Below are 23,419 nucleotides of genomic sequence, written 5' to 3'. Positions count from 1 at the left end.
TAACTAAAAAGATTGAAAATGAAGAAATATGATATAAAAACCACTGACGAACAGACCCTCCGCAAGTGGTATCATTTGATGACCCTGGGCCGCGCTCTCGATGAGAAAGCACCCGCCTATCTGCTGCAATCCCTTGGCTGGTCTTATCATGCTCCTTATGCCGGACATGACGGTATCCAACTCGCTATAGGGCAGGTTTTTACCCTTGGTGAAGACTATCTTTTCCCTTACTACCGGGATATGCTTACGGTTCTTTCTGCCGGAATGACACCGGAGGAGCTGATTTTGAACGGAATTTCGAAAGCTACCGATCCGGGCAGTGCCGGACGTCATATGTCCAATCACTTTGCCAAACCGGAATGGCACATCGAGAATATCTCTTCTGCTACCGGCACACATGATCTTCATGCGGCAGGCGTGGGACGCGCCATGGTATATTATGGACATAAAGGTGTTGCGATCACTTCACACGGAGAGTCCGCCACTTCCGAAGGCTTTGTCTATGAAGCCATTAACGGTGCCAGTAACGAACGTCTTCCGGTGATTTTTGTGTTTCAGGACAACGGTTACGGCATTTCTGTTCCCAAAAAGGATCAGACAGCCAACCGTAAAGTGGCCGATAATTTCTCCGGTTTTAAGAATCTCCGTATCATCCATTGCAATGGGAAAGATGTGTTCGACTCGATGAATGCCATGACCGAAGCTCGTGAGTTTGCTATTGCCAATCGTACTCCGGTCATTGTCCATGCTAATTGTGTCCGTATCGGTTCGCACTCCAATTCGGATAAGCATACGCTTTATCGTGACGAAAACGAGTTGGCTTATGTGAAAGAGGCCGATCCGTTGATGAAATTCCGCCGCATGCTATTGCGCTATAAACGCCTGACAGAGGAAGATCTCCAGCAAATAGAGGCTGCCGCTAAAAAGGAACTTGCCGCAGCCAATCGTAAGGCCTTGGCTGCTCCCGATCCGAAACCGGAAAGTATTTATGATTTTGTACTTCCCGAACCTTATATCCCTCAAAAGTATAAAGACGGGCTTCCGGGACCTGTTGAAGGAGAGAAGAGTTTTATGGTGAATGCCATCAACGAAACTCTCAAAGAAGAGTTCCGTCGTAATCCCGATACATTTATCTGGGGACAGGACGTAGCCAATAAGGATAAAGGAGGTGTATTCAATGTAACCAAAGGTATGCAGCAAGAGTTTGGTGATGCACGTGTATTCAGTGCCCCGATTGCTGAAGACTATATTGTGGGAACCGCTAACGGTATGTGTCGCTTCGACCCTAAAATACATGTTGTTATCGAAGGAGCTGAGTTTGCCGACTATTTTTGGCCAGCCGTAGAACAGTACGTGGAGTGTACGCACGAGTATTGGCGTAGTAACGGTAAGTTTACTCCTAATATAACACTTCGTCTGGCTTCCGGTGGTTACATTGGCGGTGGATTGTATCATTCGCAGAACCTCGAAGGGGCTCTTACGACTTTACCCGGTGCCCGCATCGTTTGTCCGTCGTTTGCCGACGATGCTGCCGGATTACTCCGCACCAGTATGCGTTCCAAAGGTTTCACTCTTTATCTGGAGCCGAAAGCACTTTACAACTCAGTAGAGGCTGCTGCTGTTGTGCCCGAAGAGTTTGAGGTCCCTTTTGGTAAAGCCCGTATCCGTCGTGAAGGAACCGACCTGACTGTAGTTACTTATGGGAATACGACTCATTTCTGCCTGAACGTAGCCGAACGTCTTGCTCAGGAGGGGTTGGGCAGTGTCGAAGTCATTGATCTCCGTTCGTTGATCCCATTGGATAAAGAGGCTATTTTTGCCTCTGTGCAGAAAACCGGTAAAGTATTGGTTGTACATGAAGATAAAGTCTTCTCCGGTTTCGGTGCTGAGATTGCCGCGCAGATTGCCGAAGAGATGTTCCGTTATCTGGATGCTCCGGTACAGCGTATTGGCTCCACCTTTACTCCGGTAGGTTTCAATCCGATATTGGAGCGTGCCATCCTGCCGAATGATGAAAAGATATATAAAGCAGCCAAAGAGTTGCTGGAATTTTAATTAAAAGCAAGCAATCATGAAAAAGATAGGAATATTTTATGCTGCCAAAGCTGATAAAACCTCTTGGGTAGCTGAAAAGATACAAAAGGAATTCGGTGCTTCCGCCGAATCTGTGGCTATCGAAAATGCCTGGCAAAACGATTTTGAGGCTTATGACAACTTTATTGTCGGAGCTTCCACGTGGTTCGATGGTGAGTTGCCCACTTATTGGGACGAACTACTTCCCGAACTCCGTACTCTTCAGTTGAAAGGGAAGAAAGTTGCCATCTTCGGACTTGGCGACCAAGTGAAATATCCTGAAAACTTTGCCGATGGTATTGGTATTCTTGCCGAAGTATTTGAGAATGACGGAGCCACACTTGTTGGTTTCACCTCTATTGACGGATATAGTTTCGAACGCTCACGGTCTTTGCGGGATGACAAGTGGTGTGGACTGGTTATTGATATTGAAAATCAGTCGGAAATGACTGATAAACGAATAAAAGACTGGTGCAAACAGGTAAAAAAAGAGTTTGAGAGCCAATAAGGACCTTTCAAGAGTAACAAAGAACTTTATTCAGAGGTAAGCTACGCAAATCCCACTAATTTCTTTGATGGATACAAAATCAGAATATTTGTGGGATTTGCATTTATTGTTATGTTTCCTGCTCTTTTAGATGATTGAGCACAGGATGAATGTTCAAAGGAACTTTAATTAGAGTACAAATTTTACTGCTGCCCACCGATTCTTTTCCTGATGGTGTACAAATGTAAATCCGTTCTTTTCCGCTTCCTGTCGGATGACCGGAATATCATCTACATAAAATCCGCTCATATATAGCTCCGATCCCGGGTGCATGCATGCTGCATACTGTTTCATGTCATTCAGTAAGATATTCCGGTTGATATTGGCTATTACTACATCGAATGGTCCTTTTCCTGCCAAAGCCGAAGCATCTCCCTGAGAAACGGCAATATCTGTCACTCCGTTCAGTTCGATGTTCTCTATCGAATTACGTACACACCATTCGTCAATATCGATGGCTGTACAAGGTTGAGCTCCCCGCATCCGTGCAAGGATGGCCAGGATTGAAGTTCCGCATCCCATATCCAGCAAGGACTTACCGGTTAGCTCACTATCTAACAGTTCACCGATAATCAGGCTGGTTGTTTCATGGTGACCCGTCCCGAAAGCCATCTGCGGATTGATCACGATGTCATATTCCGCTTTGGGCACGTCTTGATGGAATGTACTATGAATCACACAACGGTTTCCGATCACAATGGGCTGAAAGAAATTCTTTTCCCACTCTTCGTTCCAGTTTTTATCTTCAGCTTCGGTAAATACATAAGTAATTTCCGTATCCGGTATCGGGAAGTTTGCCAGTTCAGTTTTCAGCGTCTCTTCATTATAGAGTGATTGTTGAATATAAGCAGTCAGTCCGCCTTCCCGTTCGACAAAACTCTCGAATCCGGCTTCGCCCAACACGGCAGCAAGCACATCATTCACCGTTTCGGTGCAAGGATGTGTATCAAAAGTGAACTCAAAGTACTTCATAGGTGTTTTTATTTGCAAAAGTACGATTTAAAGGGATAGAAACAAAGTAAACATTGTTTTTATCGGGTTGAGGTTTGTTAAGTTAAAGAACGGCAAAATAGGGAAATCCCTATTATTGTTTGGGGAAAATCTATCCGACAGCGTGAATACCTTGCTTATCTTTGTAACGTGAATAAAAAGATAAAGTAACCAATAAACCACGGAAATATGAAAAAGATTGTTTTATTATCGCTGTTTGCCCTGTGCCTTCCACTGGCTGTGATGGCACAAAGCAATAATGACGACCTTTATTTCGTGCCTTCTAAGGAAAAAAAGCAGGAAGCAGAAAAGACTCCTGTAAAGAAGGTACCGGAAAAAAGGACAGTCACCACGAATATTTATACGGCTCCGGGTACTACGGTAGTGGTTCAGGACCGTAAAGGAAACAAACGCGATATGCGTGATGTGGATGAGTATAACCGCCGTTACGATGCTAAAGATAATGAGTTCGCAATGGAGGACGATACATTATATGTAAAAGAAAAAGCTGTCTCCGATCCGGATGGTGAATGGGTGAACGGGTTCAATGGCTCACAGGATGACTACGAGTATGCCGAACGTATCATTCGTTTCCGTAATCCTCGTTTTGCGGTGAGCATCAGCAGTCCGCTTTACTGGGACATTGTTTATGGAGCTAACTCTTGGGATTGGAACGTTTATACAGACGGATTCTATGCTTATGCGTTCCCAACATTTACCAACCGCTTGTGGTGGGATTGGCGTTATAACTCTTATGGTCCCGGATGGGGCTGGGGATGGGGCTGGTCTTCACCTTATTATGCCTGGGGAGGCTATTATCCCGGTTATTGGGGTGGTTACTGGGGCGGCTGGTATGGCGGCTACTGGGGACACCATCATCACTATCATCCCGGATGGGGTGGCGGAGGTAGCTGGGCAGGAAGATACGATACTTATACCCGCCGTGGTTCGTCTGCTGTGAGAAGCAGTTATGGAAACTCTTCAACTGTTCGCCGGTATGGTTCAGGTGCGGTACGCTCCAATAGCGGTTCTTCCGTTCGTTCGTCAGGGACATCTTCTTACAATAGAGGAGAGAGCTCTGCCAGACGTGTGATAGGAACGCGTGTAGTCGGTGAACGTCCGGGATCTACTACGCGTACAGATGCTTCTTCTTCACGTCGAAGTACCTATACCCGTCCAAGTAGTACACGCAGTAGTTCTTCTTATGAAGGAACTCGCGGCGGAAGCACTACTACAGGTTCTCCGTCTTACTCGGAAGGAGGCAGAAGAGCAAGTACAAGAAGCAGCTCTACTTATACTCGTGGCAGTTCTACGGCTCCTTCGCGTAGTTACAATGAGAGTACCACTCGTCGTTCGTACAACAGTACTCCTTCTCGCAGCAGCAGTTCGTCTACGCGTAGTTATTCTTCACCTTCAGGTAGTAGTTCACGTAGTTATTCTACCGGTGGCGGTGGTGGTTCTTCCCGTTCTTCCGGTGGCGGTGGTGGCTCTTCAAGGGGCAGAAGATGATAATGGAGGTATTAACTTAAAAAAGCATTTGACGATGAAAAAAATAATTACTTTAGCAACTTTGGGGCTGTTGGTAGCAGCAGCCCCGATAAGTGCACAGACTGTGTACGATGCTGCCAAGATAACAGGAAAGGACTTGAACGGAACCGCCCGTTTTGTCGGCATGGGTGGCGCCATGGGAGCTTTAGGGGGGGATATCTCTACAATCGGAACGAATCCTGCCGGTATCGGTATCTATCGCAGTAATGATTTTATGACTTCTTTCGGCTTTTCTTCATACGGGACGGAAAGCAAATATTTGGGAGATAAATTTAAGTCGGATAAAATGCAAGGTTCTTTTGATAATCTGGGTTTTGTATTTGCATCTAAGATTGGCAATGAAACTTCTTTGCGTTATGTGAATTTTGGATTTAACTATCACAAGGCTAAGTCTTTTTATAAGAATATGAAGATGGCAGGAGGACTTGGTAACAGTTCGCAGACCTATCAGATGGCCGAACAGGCAAGCGGTATATCAAAATGGGGAGATCATCCTTACGATGATCCGGAGATAGGATGGCTTTCCATATTGGGATATGACGGTTGGTTGATTAGTGATATTACAACTGATAAAATGAATGCAGCCGGCAAGCCTAATTCTCCGTATGTGGATAAAGATGGGAATCAAAGATATGACGTCAATGGTAAACCATTGTATACAACACCGGGCAATTATTATGGTATGTATGATGATGGTGTTGCCAACTTTAGCTCACAGGAACGTGGAGGAATCGATCAGTATGATTTTAATATTGCTTTCAATTTTAATGATCGGTTTTATTTGGGATTGACTATTGGAGCATATGCTGTTGATTATAGTAAGTACACTTATTATTCCGAAGCATATACAGGAGCGCATGCACCACAGAATTACAACTTAAGAAGTTGGAATAAAGTAAGAGGTTCCGGCTTTGATGTAAAATTAGGTACGATTCTTCGTCCGTTCGAAGATTCTCCGTTCCGTATCGGTCTTGCTATCCATACTCCTACATTCTATAATCTGGATTATAAGACCAGTGCTTATTTGGAATCGGATGTGTTGAATGTTGAGACAGGGAAGATAGATCAGTGGTCTATAGATACGAGGGATAAGTTACCCGGAAATGGAGATATGGTACGTGAATTCCGGCTTCAGACTCCGTGGACTTACAATGTAAGTTTAGGATACACCGTGGGTACCAGTCTGGCATTAGGTGCTGAATATGAATATCAGGATTATTCAACGATGAAGTTCCGAGGACCGACCGGTTCAAGTTCAGAGTTTACGTTTGAAAATAGTACGAGACCTATGATGAAAGGTGTAAATACCCTCCGTCTTGGCCTTGAATATAAAGTGATTCCCCAGTTTGCTTTGCGTGCCGGTTATAATTACTCTTCGGCAATTTTCCATGGAGATGCTTTCAAAGATATGCCTTATTATTCTATTCAGACAGATACTGACTGGGCAAATACGAAAGCTTTGAGCAATTATACTTTGGGTATTGGATATCGTGGATCTATGTTCTATGCAGATTTGGCTTATAAATTCTCTGCATATAAAGAAGATTTCTATCCGTTCGTAAATAAGTATGAGGAGAACAACGCAACTACGGTGCTGACACCGGAAACAACCAAAGTAACAAATACCCGTAGCCAAGTATTGTTTACTTTAGGTCTGCGTTTCTAAACAGATTCCCAAGCAATTAAATTATAACTTTTGTGTGTATAGAAATCCCCGAAGGACGATGCAGTGTTCTACGGGGATTCTTGTTTTATCAGTATTCTATCTTATCTTCTTTTTCCATCCACTCCTCAAAAGCTTTGATTGCTTCGTCGTGGAGTAATACTTCGGATGGTAGTTTGCGGTTCTCCGGTTTCAGTTCCAGTTCATCGTAGATAAACGAGTCGTCGAACCCGATGTTTTTGGCATCTGTCTTGTTATTGCCATAGTACATCTTGTCTAATCGTGCCCAATAGATAGCACCCAGGCACATGGGGCAGGGCTCGCAGGAAGTATAAATTTCGTAACCGCTCAGGTTAAAAGTTCCCAGTTTTGAGGCGGCAGCACGGATGGCGGTTACTTCTGCGTGGGCGGTAGGGTCGCATGAGGCTGTTACACGATTGACGCCTGTGACCACTATTTCTCCATCTTTTGCTATGACAGCTCCGAAGGGACCTCCTCCGTTTGCTACATTTTCCCTGGAAAGTTCGATGGCTTTCCTCATTAGTTCTTCTTTGGTCATGTGATATAAAAATCTATCGTTAATATTGTTATACGCTTTTTGCAAATATAAACAATATGAACGATAGATTGTTCCTTCCGGCAGAGAAATCAGCTTATTCTTTTTGAATAGTCAGACTGTTGATGCCATTGGACGGGGGATATAGTTGCCATCCGTCAGGCTTCCTGTTACCAATACCAGCAGAGGCCGAAAGAGTAGGGATAAAGTTCGGGACCTTTTTTGTGCTCGAAGAGGCTGTAGGTAGAGTAGCGCAAATACACTCCGATGTCACCGTAACCTGCTTGTGCCAGGAGGTTAATGCCTACCGGGTGGACATTCAGGTTACTGTCCAGGTTCTTTTTATGTCCGTTGACTTTTGCTTTCGACTTGGCCCCGTGACGGATTTCCGCTTCAAGTCCGGCTGAAAAGAATAGTGGGCCGTTGCTGTGGCTGAATTTTTTTTGCCATTCCAGGGCTACCGGAATGCGGAAGTAGAAATAACGTAACCGACTTTTGGTATACACTTCCTCGTCGGGAACGCCCGGAACAATGCCGGTGACTCCCTCTATTTGTCTGAAGGCATAGTTGTTGCTCAGACGGAAAGAGCGGTATCCCCAGCCTAAACCGGTCGTTATACCCCATTGGCGATCACGTGAGAGTGTCAGGGAGCCTTGAAACAGATTGAAACCGATTTCCCAGGACTTGTTGGCGTTTATATTCAGTCCGTCAGGAGTATTGAAATTGATGCCGTCAGAGAGCCGTGTGTATCCCATATAGAATCCGGCAATATGCGGGTCGAACCGATAGTGGTTCTTTCTTTTGACGAAGGGGACGGTGAATGCCGTGCGGCGTTCGGTGGTTTGTCCGTCCGTATAGATTCCCTCAAAAATCTGATCGTTCTCTATCGTATCGCCGTGCGAAGACTGTTCGTAAAGTTTTACCTTTATTTTCCCCTCGTTTTCTTTAATCAGGATTTTGCGTCCGTTGACGTAAAGAGTCGTGTCTTGAGAAATGCCTTCTTGAGCCATTCCCGTCATCGGGATCAGCATAAACAGTAATAAATAAATGTGTTTCATATTCTTATAATGTTTAGTTTTTTTTCATAAATAACATGGTTACCAAATCGTCTGCATCCAACTCGCCCTCGATGTAAATCAAGGTAGCCGATCCTTTTTTGCCGGTTTTGAACAGGATGAACCGGTTGACGTCTTCCTTTAGCTGGGGCAATTGATAATAGCCGGACTGGATTTGGCCGCCTGCCACCACTTCCTTCACTTTCTTAGCTTTCTTTTTGTCGGCATCCAGACAGTTGAGAATGGTGGGCAGTGCTTCCTCGACATCTTTGAAGACAAGGCTTTTATAGAGAGTCATCTGGTAGGTTTCCAGCATTTCGTTGGACAGCTCTACCATAGTCACTCCTTTTTGTTTACCGTATTTCTGGAATACGGAAGCTATTTGTAGTCCCTGTTGTGCTCTTGCCATGCCGGAGGCGACAGTAAGTAGCAGGATAATCCATGTGGTGCGAATGACTTTATTCATACTTCGTTTCTTTTATTATTTTCTTTTTTTATTCGGAGAACAGCGTAGCGAATACTTCCTCCTCGCTGATACTGACATCACGAAACGCGATCATGGCTTGTTCGCGTACCAGTTTGGCATCGGTATAGCATTTCCCGTCAATGATTACATAATTAGCGGTTGAGGTGTTGAAATGTCGGTTGAGACCGGCAATACCCAATATAAGCAATATTCCGGCAGCCATTCCGCTGAATATGTAAAGTAGACGGCGGCGCAGAGGGACAGAAGTTTTCGGAACTTCGGGGACGGCAGTCTTGCTCTGCCGGTTCTCTTCGTTGAGGAAAGCAAACATCGGGCGGTACATCTGCAGATGTTCCGGTACGATGCCCCGGGTGAAAAAACGGCGGAGCTCACGTTCTTCCTCACAGGTGGTTTCTCCTTCAAAATACTTGTTCAATAATTCTTCTATATTCATGCTTCGTTTCTCCTTTTTCTTTGTTGTATGGTTTGCAGGTAAATGTCTCTCACTTTTTTTCGTGCCCTGGATAAATTGCTGCGGATGGCTTCGGAGCTGCATCCTGTTATTTCGGCGATTTCTTCGGTTTCATACTCTTCTACATCTTTCATCCTTAGGATGGTTTGTTGCAGAGGCGGTAGCGTGCCGATTATTTCGCGCATCAGGCGGAATTCGTCTTTTTCTTCCAGTAAGCGTTCGGGGGTGGCAACCGGGCTGGCAGCCTGTACGCTGTCGAGCGATAGGTTGTCGGGATGTTTTCCCCGCCAGATGTCCATACAGGTATGGTGCGTCATTGTCATGGCAAGTGCTTCAATGCTGTGGTACTCGTCCAGTTTTAGACGGAGGTTCCATAGTTTCAGCATTACTTCTTGCACGGCATCTTCGGCATCCGAATGGTCATCGGTCAACTTCCGCGCATAACTTAGCAATTTGTCGCGGAGTGGAAGAACGGCTATTTTGAATTGTTTTAGTTCCATTTACATAAGCAAGACGGAAGAGGAAGGAAAACGTGACATGGAAAAGAAAAAAAACGATGAAGTAATTATCAACACTGAACGATCAATGACGAATGGTGCTTTAATAAGCCGAAGGCATAAGGAAAAAACAATCTCTATTGTTCATCAGTCATTGTTCACCGTTGATCGTTGATCGTTTAGCGTTGCATGATTCATTCATAGTCTAAAACGTTTATCGTTTAGATCTTTCCAAGTATTTTATCCATGACCCAATTGGTCGTTGTGGCACTTTCGCCGTCACAGGAACAAATCGATTTTCCAAGAAGATGGTCTACCACAGCTTGAATCAAAGGTTGCTGCACATGTTCGGGGTTTTCTACAACTATTTCTTCACGTCCTCTTTCGGTGTGAAGGGCAATAGGGTCATAGGTGAATACGGAGAAACAGATCATGCCATTATCACCGATAATCTCAATGCGGTCTTCGCGAGCCGAATCATGGGCAACGAAGCACCATGAACCGCTTCCTACCAAGCCGTTGTCGAACTGGAAACAAGCACTCAATGTATCTTCTGCTGGATAAAGTCCCCCACGGTTACTCTTATATCCGCTGGCTTCAAGAATACAACCGAACATTTCCTGTAGAAGATCGATCTGGTGGGGGGCAAGGTCATAAAAATATCCTCCTCCGGCAATGTCTGCCTGTACACGCCAAGGCAGGTTCTCTCTGTTGTAATCCAAGTCGCGTGGGGGTTGGGCGAAACGGATCTGCACGTTAATCACATTTCCGATAGTTCCTTTGTCTACCAGTTCCTTGACTTTCATGAAATAAGGCAGATAGCGCCGGTAGTAAGCTACAAAGCAAGGTACTCCTGTCTCTTGAGAAATACGGTTGATACGGGCGCATTCTTCGTAAGTTTGCGCCATTGGCTTTTCGATATATACCGGTTTTCCGGCTTTCATGGACATAATGGCATAAGTGGCGTGCGAAGAGGGCGGAGTGGCTATGTATACGGCATTTACTTCCGGATCGTCTATTAACTCTTGTGCGTCGTCATACCACTTCGGTATGTTCCGCTCTTTAGCATAGGCTTTGGCTTTTTTACCGTCACGGCTCATGACTGCCACTACTTTGGAGCCTTCTACTTTCTGAAAAGCAGGTCCACTTTTGTATTTGGTCACCTCTCCGCAACCAATGAATCCCCATTTTATAATCTTATCGCTCATATTTTTTTATTTATCCATCCGCAAATATACTCAATTCTGCTGAAAGCGACGAATGATTAACAGTTATCATAATAGAGATTGTCTGTGCCCGTTTCTTAGTTAACATTCTCCGGTTGCACAACTCCGTATGCTACCAGTTGCGCAACTGGTAATCGTAGTCTTTAAATGAATTGGAAAGAAGGGGAGGGAGTTGTTACTGCTTTCCGTAGTATTTACGATAGATGGCCTGATATTCACCTTTCTTTCGGAAGTCGGACAGCCATGTATTCAGGCTATCGAGCAGAGCAGGGGAGTGCTTGCTGACTCCCCACGAGTAAAATTGGGTGAAACTGATAGCAGTATTAATATCGAGTTGAGGCAATGAATCTACGGCTATCTGGGCGATGCTCTCGTCACATACGGCAAAATCGATATCCCCATGCGCAACCATCGCAATCAGTTGTTCGGAACCATATTTTTCTACTTCGTTTACATAGATTGTATCACCTATTTCATTGCTGAGGTTGCGTATTCTAAGAATGGATGGAGAACCTTTTACTACGTTCAGTGTTTTGCCGGCCAGATCGAGTTGGCTTCTGATAGCAAGCGAGTCGTTCTCTTCGGCTTTGCGTTGCACCAGGACTTGTTTGCTCAAGATAATGGGTGAGGTGAGGAGCAGAGAGTCTTTCAGTTCACTTGTTGTCGGTATACCATAAGCTACTACGTCATAGGTGCCATTGGCTAATCCTTCCAGCCGTTGGTTGAAGCTCATCACCGGAGAGACCTGTACTTGCAAGCCCTTGTCACGTGCAAATGCCTCTATCAATTCATAATGAAATCCCGAAACGGTATCTCCATCCACATAAAAACTGATGGAGTTATATTCTGTGGCAGCATGGAGGATGCCGCTTTCTTCGATCTCTGCGTAGTCGCGCGGATGTCCTTGCGGCTTCTCTTTACGAGGCCAGAATGTGACAACGAGGGCTGATATCAGTCCTAATACTACATATTTCAGATATTTAGGCTTCAATAGATTCATGGTAGCGATTAATCGTAGAAGTTCCAGGAAACACCGATCTTAAACAGGCGCGGATTGATGGGATAGTGGGGCGACAGGAAGTAATTCGAGTTACCCATTCCCTGATTGACGTGATACATCATTGCGAAAAGACGTGTACGCTTCAGTTGCAGGTTGGCATATACATTGATGATGGGGTAACCGCCAATCTTTACCTGATCGTCTTCCGGTTGCAGATGGAACTGCTGGATGGCCGGAGTATACGCCGGGGCATAATACTTGGTAAAATAGCGTACATCGGCTCCCAACTGCACATGAAGCACTTTTTTTGCCAAGGTCGTCTGAATATAGAAATTATGGTAAAGTGAAAGCTCCGGCAAGGGCAATACGGTAGTGTTGCTCGACTTTTGCCAGGTCACTTCATTGTCCAGATGGAAAATACCCAATCGGAAATTCTGCGACAGAGTGGCGGAAAGTACCTGAATATTACCGTCATTCTGCTGAGGGAGTGCCTTTTGATTGAAGTACGTATAGTTCTTAATATTTTCTACTCCGGCTTTCAGGTGGGTCTGCCAATGCTCGATGTTCAGCTCGCCTTCCAGGCGTGTGCGGAACTCTTTGTTCATATTGTCATTATCCCAGTAGAAGTATTTAGAATGATAATGACGCATATAGAATGCCGGAAGGGTATTGCTGATCGATCCGCGGGCAATAAAGCTGACCGTATCTTTCCATAAGCGGAAGTTCAGGTCAAGATCGGCATTGACACGGAACTGACCAATCGCTTTATCCAGAATACCAACTTCGCCCATGGCACGGTAATGGAGCGTTTTTCCCTGCCGTTTGGCCAACTCACCTCCGACAAAAACTTCGTGTTCACTGTATTTATCTACGCTCACGGAGTCTCTGTCCATTAGCCGGTAATTACTTAGCTTATGTGAGATAAAAGCAGTCAACCCGGCTTTGGCATATTTATTAAAACCTTCGAGCAGGGCGATTCCTAACGTGTTTTTTACTCCGATATAGCTGGTAGAGTCATTCACCAGCTTATTGCCCGGCTGGATATAAGCTTCCGGGTAGATTTTGTACAATTCGTCCTCCGAAGTGAACTGGTGGCGGGTACGTTCCACTTTCATTGTATGGATGAAGCTGGTAACTGGAACAAATTCCGTCTTTTCCGTACTGGTGGTATCGTCTTTGGCTTTGGCCACTTCACGAGTGAATCCCAGTTTGTAACGTTGGGTGAGGAATATATAAAAGTCTTTGTTACGGTTGGCACTTTTGCTTAACAAGGTGGGGATGTTCTGTGATTCATATTCTTTTTTTCCCTCTGCCATTTCTTCCGGGCGGGTGATGTAACGGTCATCGGTGATACCGCCGTTTTCATTCATCTTTAGATAGTTGTTGCTATAAAGCAATGTCGCTTCGTAGCGGTCGCCTATATAACTTCCGAAGAGTGCGGCATTAAAGAAAGAAGTGTTTTGATTGTTGTAATATCCCCGTCCGTACAGATAATCGAAATTGAAACCAAATGCCAGTTGTTTGTTTACATTTACTGAGAAATAGGACTTAAATCGCTCCTCTCCGTTCACTTTATTACCGGCTTTATAATAGCTAAGATTGGTGAAAGGCACGTTACTGTTAGTAAAGTTGAATTCGTCAGGACGGACAAAAAAACTGGAGAATGGCTCCATAAAAATGGTCGGTTCTGCGTCACGGCGTTCGAAAAAGAGGCGTGACAGGCGGGGAGAACCTAAGTTACCCAGATAATTATAATGCCCTCTCAGGCCTTCCACTAAATTGGTGTTTTGAAACATGTGGGTTGCCGTATCAGCGGGTATTTTCTGGATTGTTCCCAGGTTTTCGCTGACATGCCACATATAGAGTTTTGGGGGAAGTCCTTGTATTTCAACGTCTGTACTGTCCTCATGCACCCGCATGGCCGGGTCTATCTGGTTACCGTTGGCATCTCTACCGGTACGGGGATCGACTTGTTGTGTAGGATTGAACTGTGCCTGTGCGGTCAGTAAACCTACGACAAGGAGTATATATGTAAGTAGGATTCGTCTCATAATTAGCCGCAAAGATACTTATTAAAATGAGAATTGAGAATTGAATTTTAAAAATTATCCGGTTTCCCGGGCTGTGGCATAGCTAATAATTTTTAAATTTCGATTCTCAATTCTCGGTCGGCTTAAACCTCTCTGATCAGTTCCATACCTTTTTTGATGGCTTCTTCATTCATCGGAATCAAGTGATGGTGACGTTCGGGTAATGTTTTCTTCAGGCCTTTCACTACATTCTCTAATGTAACGATGGGGCGAAGCTTCAGTAATCCTCCCAGTACAATCATGTTGAATGCCTTGGCATTGTTCATCTCGTTGGCCGCGTCCATTGCGTCGATGCGGTATACTTTGATGTCTTTGCGGGTAGGAGGGTTAATGATTCCGTATCCGTCATAAATCAGGATACCTCCCGGCTTCACACGGCTTTCGAACTTTTCAAGTGAAGGCTGATTCAGAATGATGGCCGTGTCATATTTACTCAAAATCGGTGAGGATATTTTGTCGTCGCTTACAATGACTGTAACGTTGGCTGTACCACCACGTTGTTCAGGACCATAAGCCGGCATCCAGGTCACTTCTTTGCCTTCCATCAGTCCGGAGTAAGCTAAAATCTTTCCCATAGACAGTACACCCTGTCCACCGAATCCTGCTATAATTATTTCTTCTTTCATCTTAATAATATTAAATTATTATTTATCTTTCAGGTCGCCCAAAGGATAGAACGGGAACATGTGTTCTTCCATCCATTTGTTGGCTTTCTCCGGAGTCATTTTCCATCCGGAACTACAGGTTGAAACGATTTCTACCAGGTTGGAACCTTTTCCGTTCATTGAGTTCTCGAATGCTTTACGAATCGCTTTTTTAGCTTTTCGGATGGCGGGAACTGTTTGTACCGATTGGCGGGTTACGTAAGCTGTACCTTCCAGTTGAGCAGCGATTTCAGTAATCTTCAGCGGATAGCCATGGAGTTCCGGATCACGTCCGTAAGGGCAGGTAGCCGTCTTCATTCCCATCAGGGTTGTAGGAGCCATTTGTCCTCCGGTCATACCGTAGATGGCGTTGTTGATGAAGACAATCGTAATATTTTCACCACGATTCAGTGCATGGATGGTTTCTGCCGTACCGATGCAGGCAAGGTCGCCGTCTCCCTGGTAAGTAAATACCAGGCGGTCAGGCCAGAGGCGCTTGATGGCTGTAGCAAGTGCGGGTGCACGTCCATGGGCAGCCTCTTGCCAGTCGATGTCAAGGTAATTATATATGAATACAGCGCAACCTACAGGTGAGATACCGACTGCTTTGTCTTCCAATCCCATCTCCTCAATTACTTCGGCAATCAGTTTATGTACTACGCCGTGGCTGCAACCCGGGCAATAGTGCATGCCATTGTCATTCATCAGAGTCGGTTTTTTATAAACCAGATTCTCGGGCTTGATTATTTCTTCTTTCGTCATAACTTCTTTTTTTAATCTTTAAGTCACTGAACTTATGGTTTTAAGTTCGGAGGTTTTAAGTCTCACGGATTTGAAAACACAAAAACTCAGAAACTTATCTGTTGGTGAACCGTATAAAAAACTCCATCAGCTTGACAAAGATTGCCGCGCCGCATACGTAGATAAACACCTTAAAGTCATCCTTCGCTACGAAGTAGGTGATAATAGCCGCCAGGGCCAATATCATAAACAGTATGTTCAATACGTTTCTTATTTTATCGGGATTCATCGTACTGTAGTTATTTGATTAATTGTTCTTTCAATGCAGTTACTATTTCGTCCGGGTCAGGCACAATGCCTCCCAGGCGGCCGAAATGTTCTACTTTCACTTTTCCGTTTACCGCTAAGCGGACGTCTTCTACCATCTGTCCGGCGTTCAGCTCAGTTACCAGCATACCTTTTACCTTATTGGCATACTCGGCAATTGCTTTTGTCGGGAACGGCCATAAAGTGATGGGACGAAGCATACCGACTTTAATGCCTTCTTCACGTGCCAGCTCCATGGCTTTCTGACCGATACGTGCCATTGAGCCAAAAGCTACGATCAGATATTCTGCATCTTCGCAGTCTATTTCTTCGAAACGTACTTCGTTTTCTTCAATTACTCTGTACTTCGCCTGGAAGCGCAGGTTGTTCTTTTCCATCTCTTCCGGACGCAACTCCAGTGAAGTAATGATGTTGGGCTTGCGGTCTTTCGTCTTTCCGGTAGAAGCCCAAGGACATTGTGCTATGACTTCTGCTTCCGTACGACGAGCTTTGGCGGGAGGAAGAACGACTTTTTCCATCATCTGTCCGATGACACCATCTGCAAGGATGATTGCCGGATTGCGATATTTAAACGCAAGCTCGAAAGCGAGTCCGACAAAATCTGCCATTTCCTGAACAGATGCCGGAGCCAGTGCGATAAGTTTATAGTCGCCATGCCCTCCTCCTTTCACTGTCTGGAAATAGTCTGCCTGACTGGGCTGGATGGTACCCAATCCGGGACCACCGCGCATCACATTCACGATCAGACATGGAAGTTCGGCACCTGCCAAATAAGAGATACCTTCCTGTTTCAGGCTGACACCGGGGCTTGATGATGAAGTCATCACCATTTTGCCGCTGCCGGCACCGCCATAAACCATATTGATAGCTGCCACTTCACTTTCTGCCTGAAGAACTACCATACCGGTAGTTTCCCAGGGTCTCAGTTCGGCAAGAGTTTCCAACACCTCCGATTGCGGAGTAATAGGATATCCGAAGTATCCGTCGGCACCACAGCGGATGGCCGCATGGGCGATGGCTTCGTTTCCTTTCATTAATACAACTTCTTCTGCCATATTCTTTTCTTTTATTCTACTTTAACTTTATAAACAGAGATACATCCGTCCGGGCATACAGTTGCGCATGAACTGCATCCGTTACAGGTATCTTCAAGAATCTGCTGGGCATAATTATACCCTTTTACATTCACCTCTTTGGCGAGGGATATTACGTTGAGCGGACAAGCTACCACACACAGGTTGCACCCCTTGCAACGCTCCGTGTCGACTACGATTGCTCCTTTGATTTTTGCCATAATCTGTCTTTATTACGTTTATTGATTATACATATCTTTATTGTAGAAATTTAAAATATCCATCACCATCTTGCGTGCCTGGAGAGCCGGGCTGTCGGGATTGAGTTCGATGGCGGATTGATAATTGTTGAGAGCTTTTTGCCAGTCTCCCAATTTGCGGTAAGCATTTCCCATCAGATAGTAAGCTTCATCTTTTCCGACTGGTTCAGTCCGGAGAAATTCGTCAAGTGCCTGAAGCGCCTTTTCTATATCTCCTTGGTTGATAAGCTCTTTGATGGTTTTCAGTTGATCCATATCTTTTGATTTTCCGGATTATTGAGTCACAAAGATAGCTTTTTATCTTTTAACCTGTTCATCTCTATTGTGAAAAATAGGAAAACCGAAAAAAATAGAGATCTGAGTATAGTATGCCTCTTTGTCAATCTGATACTCTTTTGATGTGTTTGTAGGTATTTGTAGCTCCTACTGTTTACAATTCTTTGATTATATCAGACTTTTGAAGAATTATGTTTTTTATATCTTAATGTGCTTAATTTAAGGTATTCTTATCACTTGGTAATCAATGAACTTCTTCTTCCGGGAAATGTATTACGGGAGTTTTATCCGGAAGGTGCTTTGAAAAGCGAAGCGGAGATTAAAGAAGGAAAACGTCATGGTCGTTACCGTGAATATTACGAAAATGGTAAACTGAAATTCCGTGGGAAGTATGCAAATAATCAACCTAAAGGTACGTGGAAATACTATACTGAAGAAGGTGAGTTTGAACGTAAGGAGAAGCACTGATAGAGAAGTATGCCGGATTGCCTGTAAATAGAAGAGGGTGTGTCGAAACTCACCACCGAGGACACAGAGTAACACAGAGATGATTTTAAGTTGTTGATTATTAGCAAAAAAAAGACTCTGTGCTACTCTGTCTTACTCCGTGGTGAGTTTCGACACAGCCTCGTATTATTATAAGAATTGGCGTTCTACTGATATGAGACCGTATGGTTTTACTTTACCGGGATCTTATCAATACGTTTTTGATGGCGTCCGCCCTCAAATTCAGTCGAGAAGAACTCCGTCATAATCATGTCCGCTTCTTCGGTACTGATATAACGGCCGGGCATGACCAGTACGTTTGCATCGTTGTGCAGGCGTGCCATGTGTGCAATTTCTGCTGACCAGCAAAGTGCCGCACGTATACCTTGATGTTTGTTAAGTGTCATACTGATACCGTTTCCACTGCCACAAATGGCAATTCCCGGATAGCATTCACCGGCTTCTACAGCCAGAGCCAGCGGGTGGGCAAAGTCGGGATAGTCACAGCTGTCTGTCGAGTATGTTCCAAAGTCTTTGTATTCCCAGCCTTTTGCTTCCAGCCAACCTCTTACATATTCTTTTAATTCAAAACCGGCATGGTCGCAACAAATTCCAATTTTCTTCATTTTTCTTTAATGTGCTAATATAGTGAATGTGCTAATGCCCCAGTCCGGAAGAGCTGGCACATTAGCACATTGAATGATTGATCAGAGCATTGATTTTACCTGATTGTATACGTTTTCTGCTGTGAATCCAAGCTTTTCATCCAGTACTTTGTATGGTGCGGAGAAACCGAAGGACTCAAGACCGAATACTTTACCGTTGGATCCTACCAGACCTTCAAGATTCACCGGTAGTCCGGCTGTCAGACCAAATACTTTGGCACCTGCAGGGAGTATCGATTCCTGATATTCTTTACTTTGATTGCGGAACAATCCTTCGGACGGAGCAGAAACGATGCGGACTTTTACACCTTCTTTGCGCAGAAGTTCGGCACCGGCAACCAGTGTGGAAACTTCCGATCCCGAAGCTACCAGGATTACATCTGGATTTTCATCGGCATCTGCAATGATGTAAGCACCTTTAGCAGCCTGTGAATAATCGGTTCCTACGGGCAGGTTAACGATGTTCTGGCGTGAAAGGATCAGTGCTGTAGGAGTCGACATATTTTCCATGGCGAGCTTCCACGCAATTGTTGTTTCTTCTACATCTGCCGGACGGAGTACCAACATCGAGTTGTGTCCTTTATGGTTTTTCAGCTTTTCAAGCAGACGTACTTGTGCTTCTTGCTCTACCGGTTCGTGAGTAGGTCCGTCTTCTCCGACACGGAATGCATCGTGAGTCCAGATAAACTTCACCGGTTGCTCCATCAGGGCAGCCATGCGAAGAGCCGGTTTCATGTAGTCCGAGAAGACAAAAAATGTACCGCATGCAGCAATAATACCTCCGTGCAGAGACATACCGATGCAGATGCAAGCCATACTCAACTCAGAAACTCCTGCTTGCAGGAAGGCACCGCTGAAGTCGCCTTTTTTGAATGCATGGGTCTTTTTCAGGAAACCGTCTGTTTTGTCTGAATTAGACAAGTCAGCCGAAGACACGATCATATTTTCTACCTGAGTGGCCAATGCACCTAATACGGTTGCAGATCCGGCACGGGTTGCTCCGCCTGCTTTCTGTTCTATGGCATCCCAATTTACTTTCGGGGCTTTTCCTGAGAAGAACTCTGTCAATTTAGCGGCCAGTTCGGGATTCGCCTTTGCCCATTCTGCTTTGGCTGCATATTTTCCGGCAACAATTTTCTTCAGCTCTTCCGCGCGTTTTGCGTACAGTTCGGCCACTTCGGGGAATATAGTGAATGGAGCTTCTGGATTTCCACCCAGATTCTTGATTGTATTTACATATGCGTCACCGCCTAACGGTGCACCGTGTGTTGCACAATCGGCTTCATAACTGGTTCCATCTGCCCGGCGTGCTCCTTTACCCATGGTGGTTTTACCGATGATCAGGGTCGGACGGCTCTTCTCAGCTTTGGCTTCAATCAAAGCTTTACGTATTTCGTCCGGGTCATTGCCGTTGATTGTGATTACTTTCCAGTCCCATGCTTCATATTTCATGGCTACGTTTTCGGTTGTCACATCTTCTGTGTTGGTAGAAAGCTGTACGTCGTTTGAATCGTAGAACATAATCAGGTTGTCCAGTCCGAGTGTACCGGCTATACGGCCTGCACCTTGGGAAATTTCTTCCTGGATACCTCCGTCAGATATGTATGCGTAGATAGTCTGGTTCATTATTTCGCCGAAGCGGGCTTTCAGGAATTTTGCTGCAATGGCTGCACCTACTGCATAAGTATGTCCTTGTCCCAGCGGGCCGGAAGTGTTTTCAACGCCACGGTCTACATTCACTTCAGGGTGTCCCGGAGTAGGGCTGCCCCACTGACGGAATTGCTTTAATTCGTCCAATGTATATTTTCCGGTGAAAGCCAATACGGAATAAAGCATCGGTGACATGTGTCCCGGGTCGAGGAAAAAGCGGTCGCGACCTTCCCAACGTGGATTTTGCGGATCGTATACCAAAAACTCAGAGAAGAGTACGTTCACAAAATCAGCACCGCCCATGGCGCCTCCCGGGTGTCCCGAATTGGCTTTTTCTACCATCGACGCAGCTAATATGCGGATATTATCAGCCGCACGATTCATAAGTTTACTATCGTTCATATCTATTGATTAATTTAGTTTTTTCAGATTTTTCGCAAAGATAACCTTTTAGTGGGATTTATCTACCATAAAAAGATAGCTTTTTTACATAACAAAAAGAAAGGCACATCTGTTTAGGATGTGCCTTGCCTTCTGAATATTAGTTTTTAAATCTTTATGCCAGTTTTCTTGAACCGTCACTGATAACTACATCATATACTTTCGGGCTTCTGCCGAATTTAGCTTTGAATGATTCTTTGGCTTTTTCGATGAAGTTGTCATACAATTCGTCTTTTACCAGATTGATGGTGCAACCACCGAAACCACCACCCATTACACGTGAGCCGGTTACGCCGCATTCTTTAGCGCAGTCATTCAGAAAGTCGAGTTCCTCGCAACTTACCTCGTAAAGTTTGCTCATGCCATGATGAGTTTCGTACATTTTCTGGCCTACAGTTTCGTAATCTCCTTTTTCCAGAGCATCACATACATCGAGTACGCGTTGGATTTCTTCGATAACATATTCGGCACGCATATAATCTTCTGCGCTGATATCAGCTTTTGCTTCTGCCAGCATATCCATTGTACAGTCACGCAGGAATTCTACATGAGGATGTTTTTTCTGGATAGCAGCTACGGCAGCTTCACAGCTCTGACGGCGTTTGTTGTATGCTGATGAAGCCAGTTCATGTTTTACAACCGAATCAAGCAATACCAGACGATAACCTTCCGGTTTGAACGGGAAGTACTGGTATTCCAGAGAACGGCAGTCCAAGCGGATCAGGCTGCCTTCTTTTCCGAATACAGAAGCAAACTGGTCCATAATACCACAGTTTACACCACAATAGTTGTGTTCTGTAGCCTGTCCTATTTTGGCTAATTCAAACTTGTCTATTTTATTCTCACCGAACAGATCATTCAGTGCGAAAGCATAAGTACTTTCCAAAGCTGCTGAAGAGGACATACCCGCACCCAGAGGCACATCTCCGGAAAAAGCTGTATTGAATCCTTTCACATCAACACCACGTTTGATCATTTCACGGCATACGCCGAATATATATCTTGCCCAACTGGCGCGCGGAGCATCTTCTTCGTTCAATCCGAAAGTAACATAATCTTTCAGGTCGATAGAATAAGCATTTACTTTGTCTGTACCATTTGCCTTGATTTCGGCAATCATTCCTTTATCGATAGCTCCCGGGAAAACAAATCCGCCATTGTAGTCGGTATGTTCGCCAATGAGATTGATACGGCCCGGAGAGGCATATACAAATCCTGTAGTTCCATCAAAATGTTTGATGAAGCGACTTCTTACGTGTTCTATATCCATGATCGTTTTGGTATTAAAAGTTATTATTTATGTTTTTATTCAACAGGAATATCCTTATTTACATTCTTGCAACCTACAAGTGCATAATACAGCATGTATGCTACAGCTGCGAAGATAACCCAGTAACTTGCAATATAACTGCTGGTTACATCGGCTACAGCGCCCTGGATCAGCGGGAGGATACCACCACCGCAAACCATTACCATGAAGATACCGGAAGCCATTGCTGTGTATTTACCCAATCCTTCTACTGCCAGATTGAAGATACCACCCCACATGATAGAAGTACAGAGGCCGCAAAGTGCGAAGAACATGATTCCTACAGGTACTGTTTCCATACCGAAGCCGATGCTGGCGCCTCCTTTAAATACAGGCATAGCTACTGTTGTTGCACTGGGGGCAAACATACCGATCAGCAAGAAGATCAGAGCCAGTGAAGAAACTACTGTCAACTGAGTTTTACTTGAGAATTTAGCTCCCAAAGCACCACCGCACAGACGACCGATCATCATCAGGAACCAGTAAGTACCTACGATTGAACCTGCCATAGCCGTATCCATACCGAAACCTTTGGCACCGGCTGCATCCGGTGAAGTGGTCAGGAACAGGTTGATAAAGTTAGGAATACCTACTTCCACACCTACATATACAAAGATAGCAACTGTTCCCAAAACGAAGTGACGGAATGAAAGCGGGCTGTGAGTGTCTTTTACTTTATGATCGCTTGCACTTTCTTTGTGAGGCTCGGGAATGTCCATGATGGCCAATACGATGAATACGACAGCGAAGATACCCATAGCGATGAACAATGCAGGGTTAGCATCACTGATACGTGTATCCTGGCTGATGGTACCGATCAGATAACCACCCAATACCGGAACGATCGTAGCAGAAATAGAATTCAGAGAACCACCGAACTGGATCAATTGATTACCCTTTTTACCACCACCTGCAAGTGTATTCAACAGCGGGTTTACTACCGCATTCAACATACACATTGAGAAACCTGAAACAAAAGCACCAGTCAGATAAACCCAAAATACAGTCAATTCTCCGGGCTGATAGTTCATCTGTCCCGAAAGCACTTGAATGCCGACTCCGATAAATCCTACTGCTACGGCAGTGAGGGCTGTCTTTTTGTAACCGATTCTTTTGAGCATCATACCTGCCGGGAGTCCCATAAAGGCATAAGCTATGAAGTTGGCCGCATTACCCAGCTGCGTCATCCAGTTGGCAGCCTGGAATTGCTCTTTTACAATAAGTCCGAGCGGGTTAGTAAGTCCTGTTACGAATGAAATCATTGCAAAAAGCGCAAACATCATTGCAATAGGCAACACATAATTCTTTTTTTGTTGTGTCATGGTTTTTAAAAAGTTGTTAGTTATAAAAATGAGGTTAGTTAT

General features: G+C 44.8%; 23 protein-coding genes and 1 pseudogene. 5 read left to right on the top strand and 19 right to left on the bottom strand.

Annotation, left to right across the window (positions count from 1 at the left end):
• The first annotated feature begins 18 nt into the window (after positions 1–18).
• Together KO473_RS03100 and KO473_RS03095 are read left to right on the top strand one after the other, a co-directional pair.
• Entirely contained in the window at positions 19–2,055 is a 2,037-nt protein-coding gene (locus tag KO473_RS03100; protein ID WP_005819279.1) for a thiamine pyrophosphate-dependent enzyme, read from the top strand.
• Positions 2,056–2,071: 16 nt separating this feature from the next.
• A complete protein-coding gene (locus KO473_RS03095; RefSeq protein WP_005809092.1) occupies positions 2,072–2,581 on the top strand; it encodes a flavodoxin in 510 nt (169 codons plus the stop codon).
• 168 nt (positions 2,582–2,749) lie between these two features.
• Here KO473_RS03095 and prmA read toward each other — a convergent pair whose 3' ends face one another.
• Positions 2,750–3,592 (bottom strand): 50S ribosomal protein L11 methyltransferase, encoded by an 843-nt coding sequence (gene prmA, locus KO473_RS03090; protein ID WP_005776412.1) that lies wholly within the window; start codon positions 3,590–3,592, stop codon positions 2,750–2,752.
• A 207-nt stretch (positions 3,593–3,799) separates the two neighbouring features.
• On the opposite strand from prmA, the gene KO473_RS03085 reads away from it, so the two are divergent.
• Together KO473_RS03085 and KO473_RS03080 are read left to right on the top strand one after the other, a co-directional pair.
• On the top strand, positions 3,800–5,119 hold the full coding sequence (locus tag KO473_RS03085; RefSeq protein ID WP_005819281.1) for a hypothetical protein: 1,320 nt from the start codon (positions 3,800–3,802) through the stop codon (positions 5,117–5,119).
• Positions 5,120–5,153: 34 nt separating this feature from the next.
• A complete protein-coding gene (locus KO473_RS03080; protein WP_005819283.1) occupies positions 5,154–6,824 on the top strand; it encodes an OmpP1/FadL family transporter in 1,671 nt (556 codons plus the stop codon).
• 88 nt (positions 6,825–6,912) lie between these two features.
• Here the strand turns inward: KO473_RS03080 and KO473_RS03075 are convergent, their stop codons facing one another.
• From KO473_RS03075 to KO473_RS03015, 14 genes are all read right to left on the bottom strand, one after another.
• Positions 6,913–7,380, bottom strand: coding sequence for a nucleoside deaminase (locus tag KO473_RS03075; RefSeq protein WP_005776417.1), 468 nt, complete (start codon positions 7,378–7,380; stop codon positions 6,913–6,915).
• A gap of 167 nt (positions 7,381–7,547) precedes the next feature.
• Positions 7,548–8,435, bottom strand: coding sequence for an outer membrane beta-barrel protein (locus KO473_RS03070; RefSeq protein WP_122130511.1), 888 nt, complete (start codon positions 8,433–8,435; stop codon positions 7,548–7,550).
• A 13-nt stretch (positions 8,436–8,448) separates the two neighbouring features.
• On the bottom strand, positions 8,449–8,898 hold the full coding sequence (locus KO473_RS03065) for a DUF6108 family protein (RefSeq protein ID WP_005786482.1): 450 nt from the start codon (positions 8,896–8,898) through the stop codon (positions 8,449–8,451).
• Positions 8,899–8,926: 28 nt separating this feature from the next.
• Positions 8,927–9,352, bottom strand: a complete 426-nt coding sequence (locus tag KO473_RS03060) for a hypothetical protein (protein ID WP_005800640.1) — start codon at positions 9,350–9,352, stop codon at positions 8,927–8,929.
• The gene (locus KO473_RS03055) at positions 9,349–9,870 is read right to left on the bottom strand and encodes an RNA polymerase sigma factor (RefSeq protein WP_005776421.1); all 522 of its coding nucleotides are present in this window, start codon (positions 9,868–9,870) and stop codon (positions 9,349–9,351) included. Before KO473_RS03055 ends, KO473_RS03060 begins: the two co-directional genes overlap by 4 nt.
• Before the next feature lie 218 nt (positions 9,871–10,088).
• Positions 10,089–11,075 carry a Gfo/Idh/MocA family protein gene (locus KO473_RS03050; RefSeq protein WP_005776422.1) on the bottom strand — a complete coding sequence of 329 codons (987 nt, stop codon included), beginning with the start codon at positions 11,073–11,075 and terminating at the stop codon, positions 10,089–10,091.
• 193 nt (positions 11,076–11,268) lie between these two features.
• The gene (locus KO473_RS03045; RefSeq protein ID WP_005819292.1) at positions 11,269–12,093 is read right to left on the bottom strand and encodes a transporter substrate-binding domain-containing protein; all 825 of its coding nucleotides are present in this window, start codon (positions 12,091–12,093) and stop codon (positions 11,269–11,271) included.
• Between the two features lie 8 nt (positions 12,094–12,101).
• Positions 12,102–14,144, bottom strand: coding sequence for a putative porin (locus tag KO473_RS03040; RefSeq protein WP_005819294.1), 2,043 nt, complete (start codon positions 14,142–14,144; stop codon positions 12,102–12,104).
• A gap of 122 nt (positions 14,145–14,266) precedes the next feature.
• Positions 14,267–14,809: a 2-oxoacid:acceptor oxidoreductase family protein gene (locus KO473_RS03035; protein ID WP_005776426.1), complete on the bottom strand. Its 543-nt coding sequence runs from the start codon at positions 14,807–14,809 to the stop codon at positions 14,267–14,269.
• Between the two features lie 18 nt (positions 14,810–14,827).
• Positions 14,828–15,589, bottom strand: coding sequence for a thiamine pyrophosphate-dependent enzyme (locus KO473_RS03030; protein WP_005776427.1), 762 nt, complete (start codon positions 15,587–15,589; stop codon positions 14,828–14,830).
• Between the two features lie 94 nt (positions 15,590–15,683).
• Positions 15,684–15,815, bottom strand: coding sequence for a hypothetical protein (locus KO473_RS23655; RefSeq protein WP_255632431.1), 132 nt, complete (start codon positions 15,813–15,815; stop codon positions 15,684–15,686).
• 52 nt (positions 15,816–15,867) lie between these two features.
• Entirely contained in the window at positions 15,868–16,950 is a 1,083-nt protein-coding gene (locus KO473_RS03025) for a 3-methyl-2-oxobutanoate dehydrogenase subunit VorB (protein WP_005776431.1), read from the bottom strand.
• Positions 16,951–16,961: 11 nt separating this feature from the next.
• Positions 16,962–17,189, bottom strand: coding sequence for a ferredoxin family protein (locus KO473_RS03020; RefSeq protein WP_005776432.1), 228 nt, complete (start codon positions 17,187–17,189; stop codon positions 16,962–16,964).
• 18 nt (positions 17,190–17,207) lie between these two features.
• On the bottom strand, positions 17,208–17,483 hold the full coding sequence (locus KO473_RS03015) for a tetratricopeptide repeat protein (RefSeq protein ID WP_005776433.1): 276 nt from the start codon (positions 17,481–17,483) through the stop codon (positions 17,208–17,210).
• 285 nt (positions 17,484–17,768) lie between these two features.
• Here KO473_RS03015 and KO473_RS03010 point away from each other — a divergent pair.
• A pseudogene (locus KO473_RS03010) lies at positions 17,769–17,972 on the top strand (hypothetical protein); the annotation flags it as partial.
• A gap of 209 nt (positions 17,973–18,181) precedes the next feature.
• Here the strand turns inward: KO473_RS03010 and rpiB are convergent.
• The 4 genes from rpiB to KO473_RS02990 form a co-directional block, all read right to left on the bottom strand.
• A complete protein-coding gene (gene rpiB, locus KO473_RS03005; RefSeq protein ID WP_005776435.1) occupies positions 18,182–18,616 on the bottom strand; it encodes a ribose 5-phosphate isomerase B in 435 nt (144 codons plus the stop codon).
• An 81-nt stretch (positions 18,617–18,697) separates the two neighbouring features.
• Positions 18,698–20,707, bottom strand: a complete 2,010-nt coding sequence (locus KO473_RS03000) for a transketolase (RefSeq protein WP_005819299.1) — start codon at positions 20,705–20,707, stop codon at positions 18,698–18,700.
• A gap of 154 nt (positions 20,708–20,861) precedes the next feature.
• Positions 20,862–22,016, bottom strand: a complete 1,155-nt coding sequence (galK, locus tag KO473_RS02995) for a galactokinase (protein ID WP_005819300.1) — start codon at positions 22,014–22,016, stop codon at positions 20,862–20,864.
• 35 nt (positions 22,017–22,051) lie between these two features.
• Positions 22,052–23,377, bottom strand: coding sequence for an MFS transporter (locus KO473_RS02990; RefSeq protein WP_005819301.1), 1,326 nt, complete (start codon positions 23,375–23,377; stop codon positions 22,052–22,054).
• Positions 23,378–23,419: the final 42 nt, after the last annotated feature.

It is taken from the genome of Bacteroides sp. HF-4919 (assembly GCF_018860125.1).
This window is presented reverse-complemented; position numbering and strand designations above follow the sequence as displayed.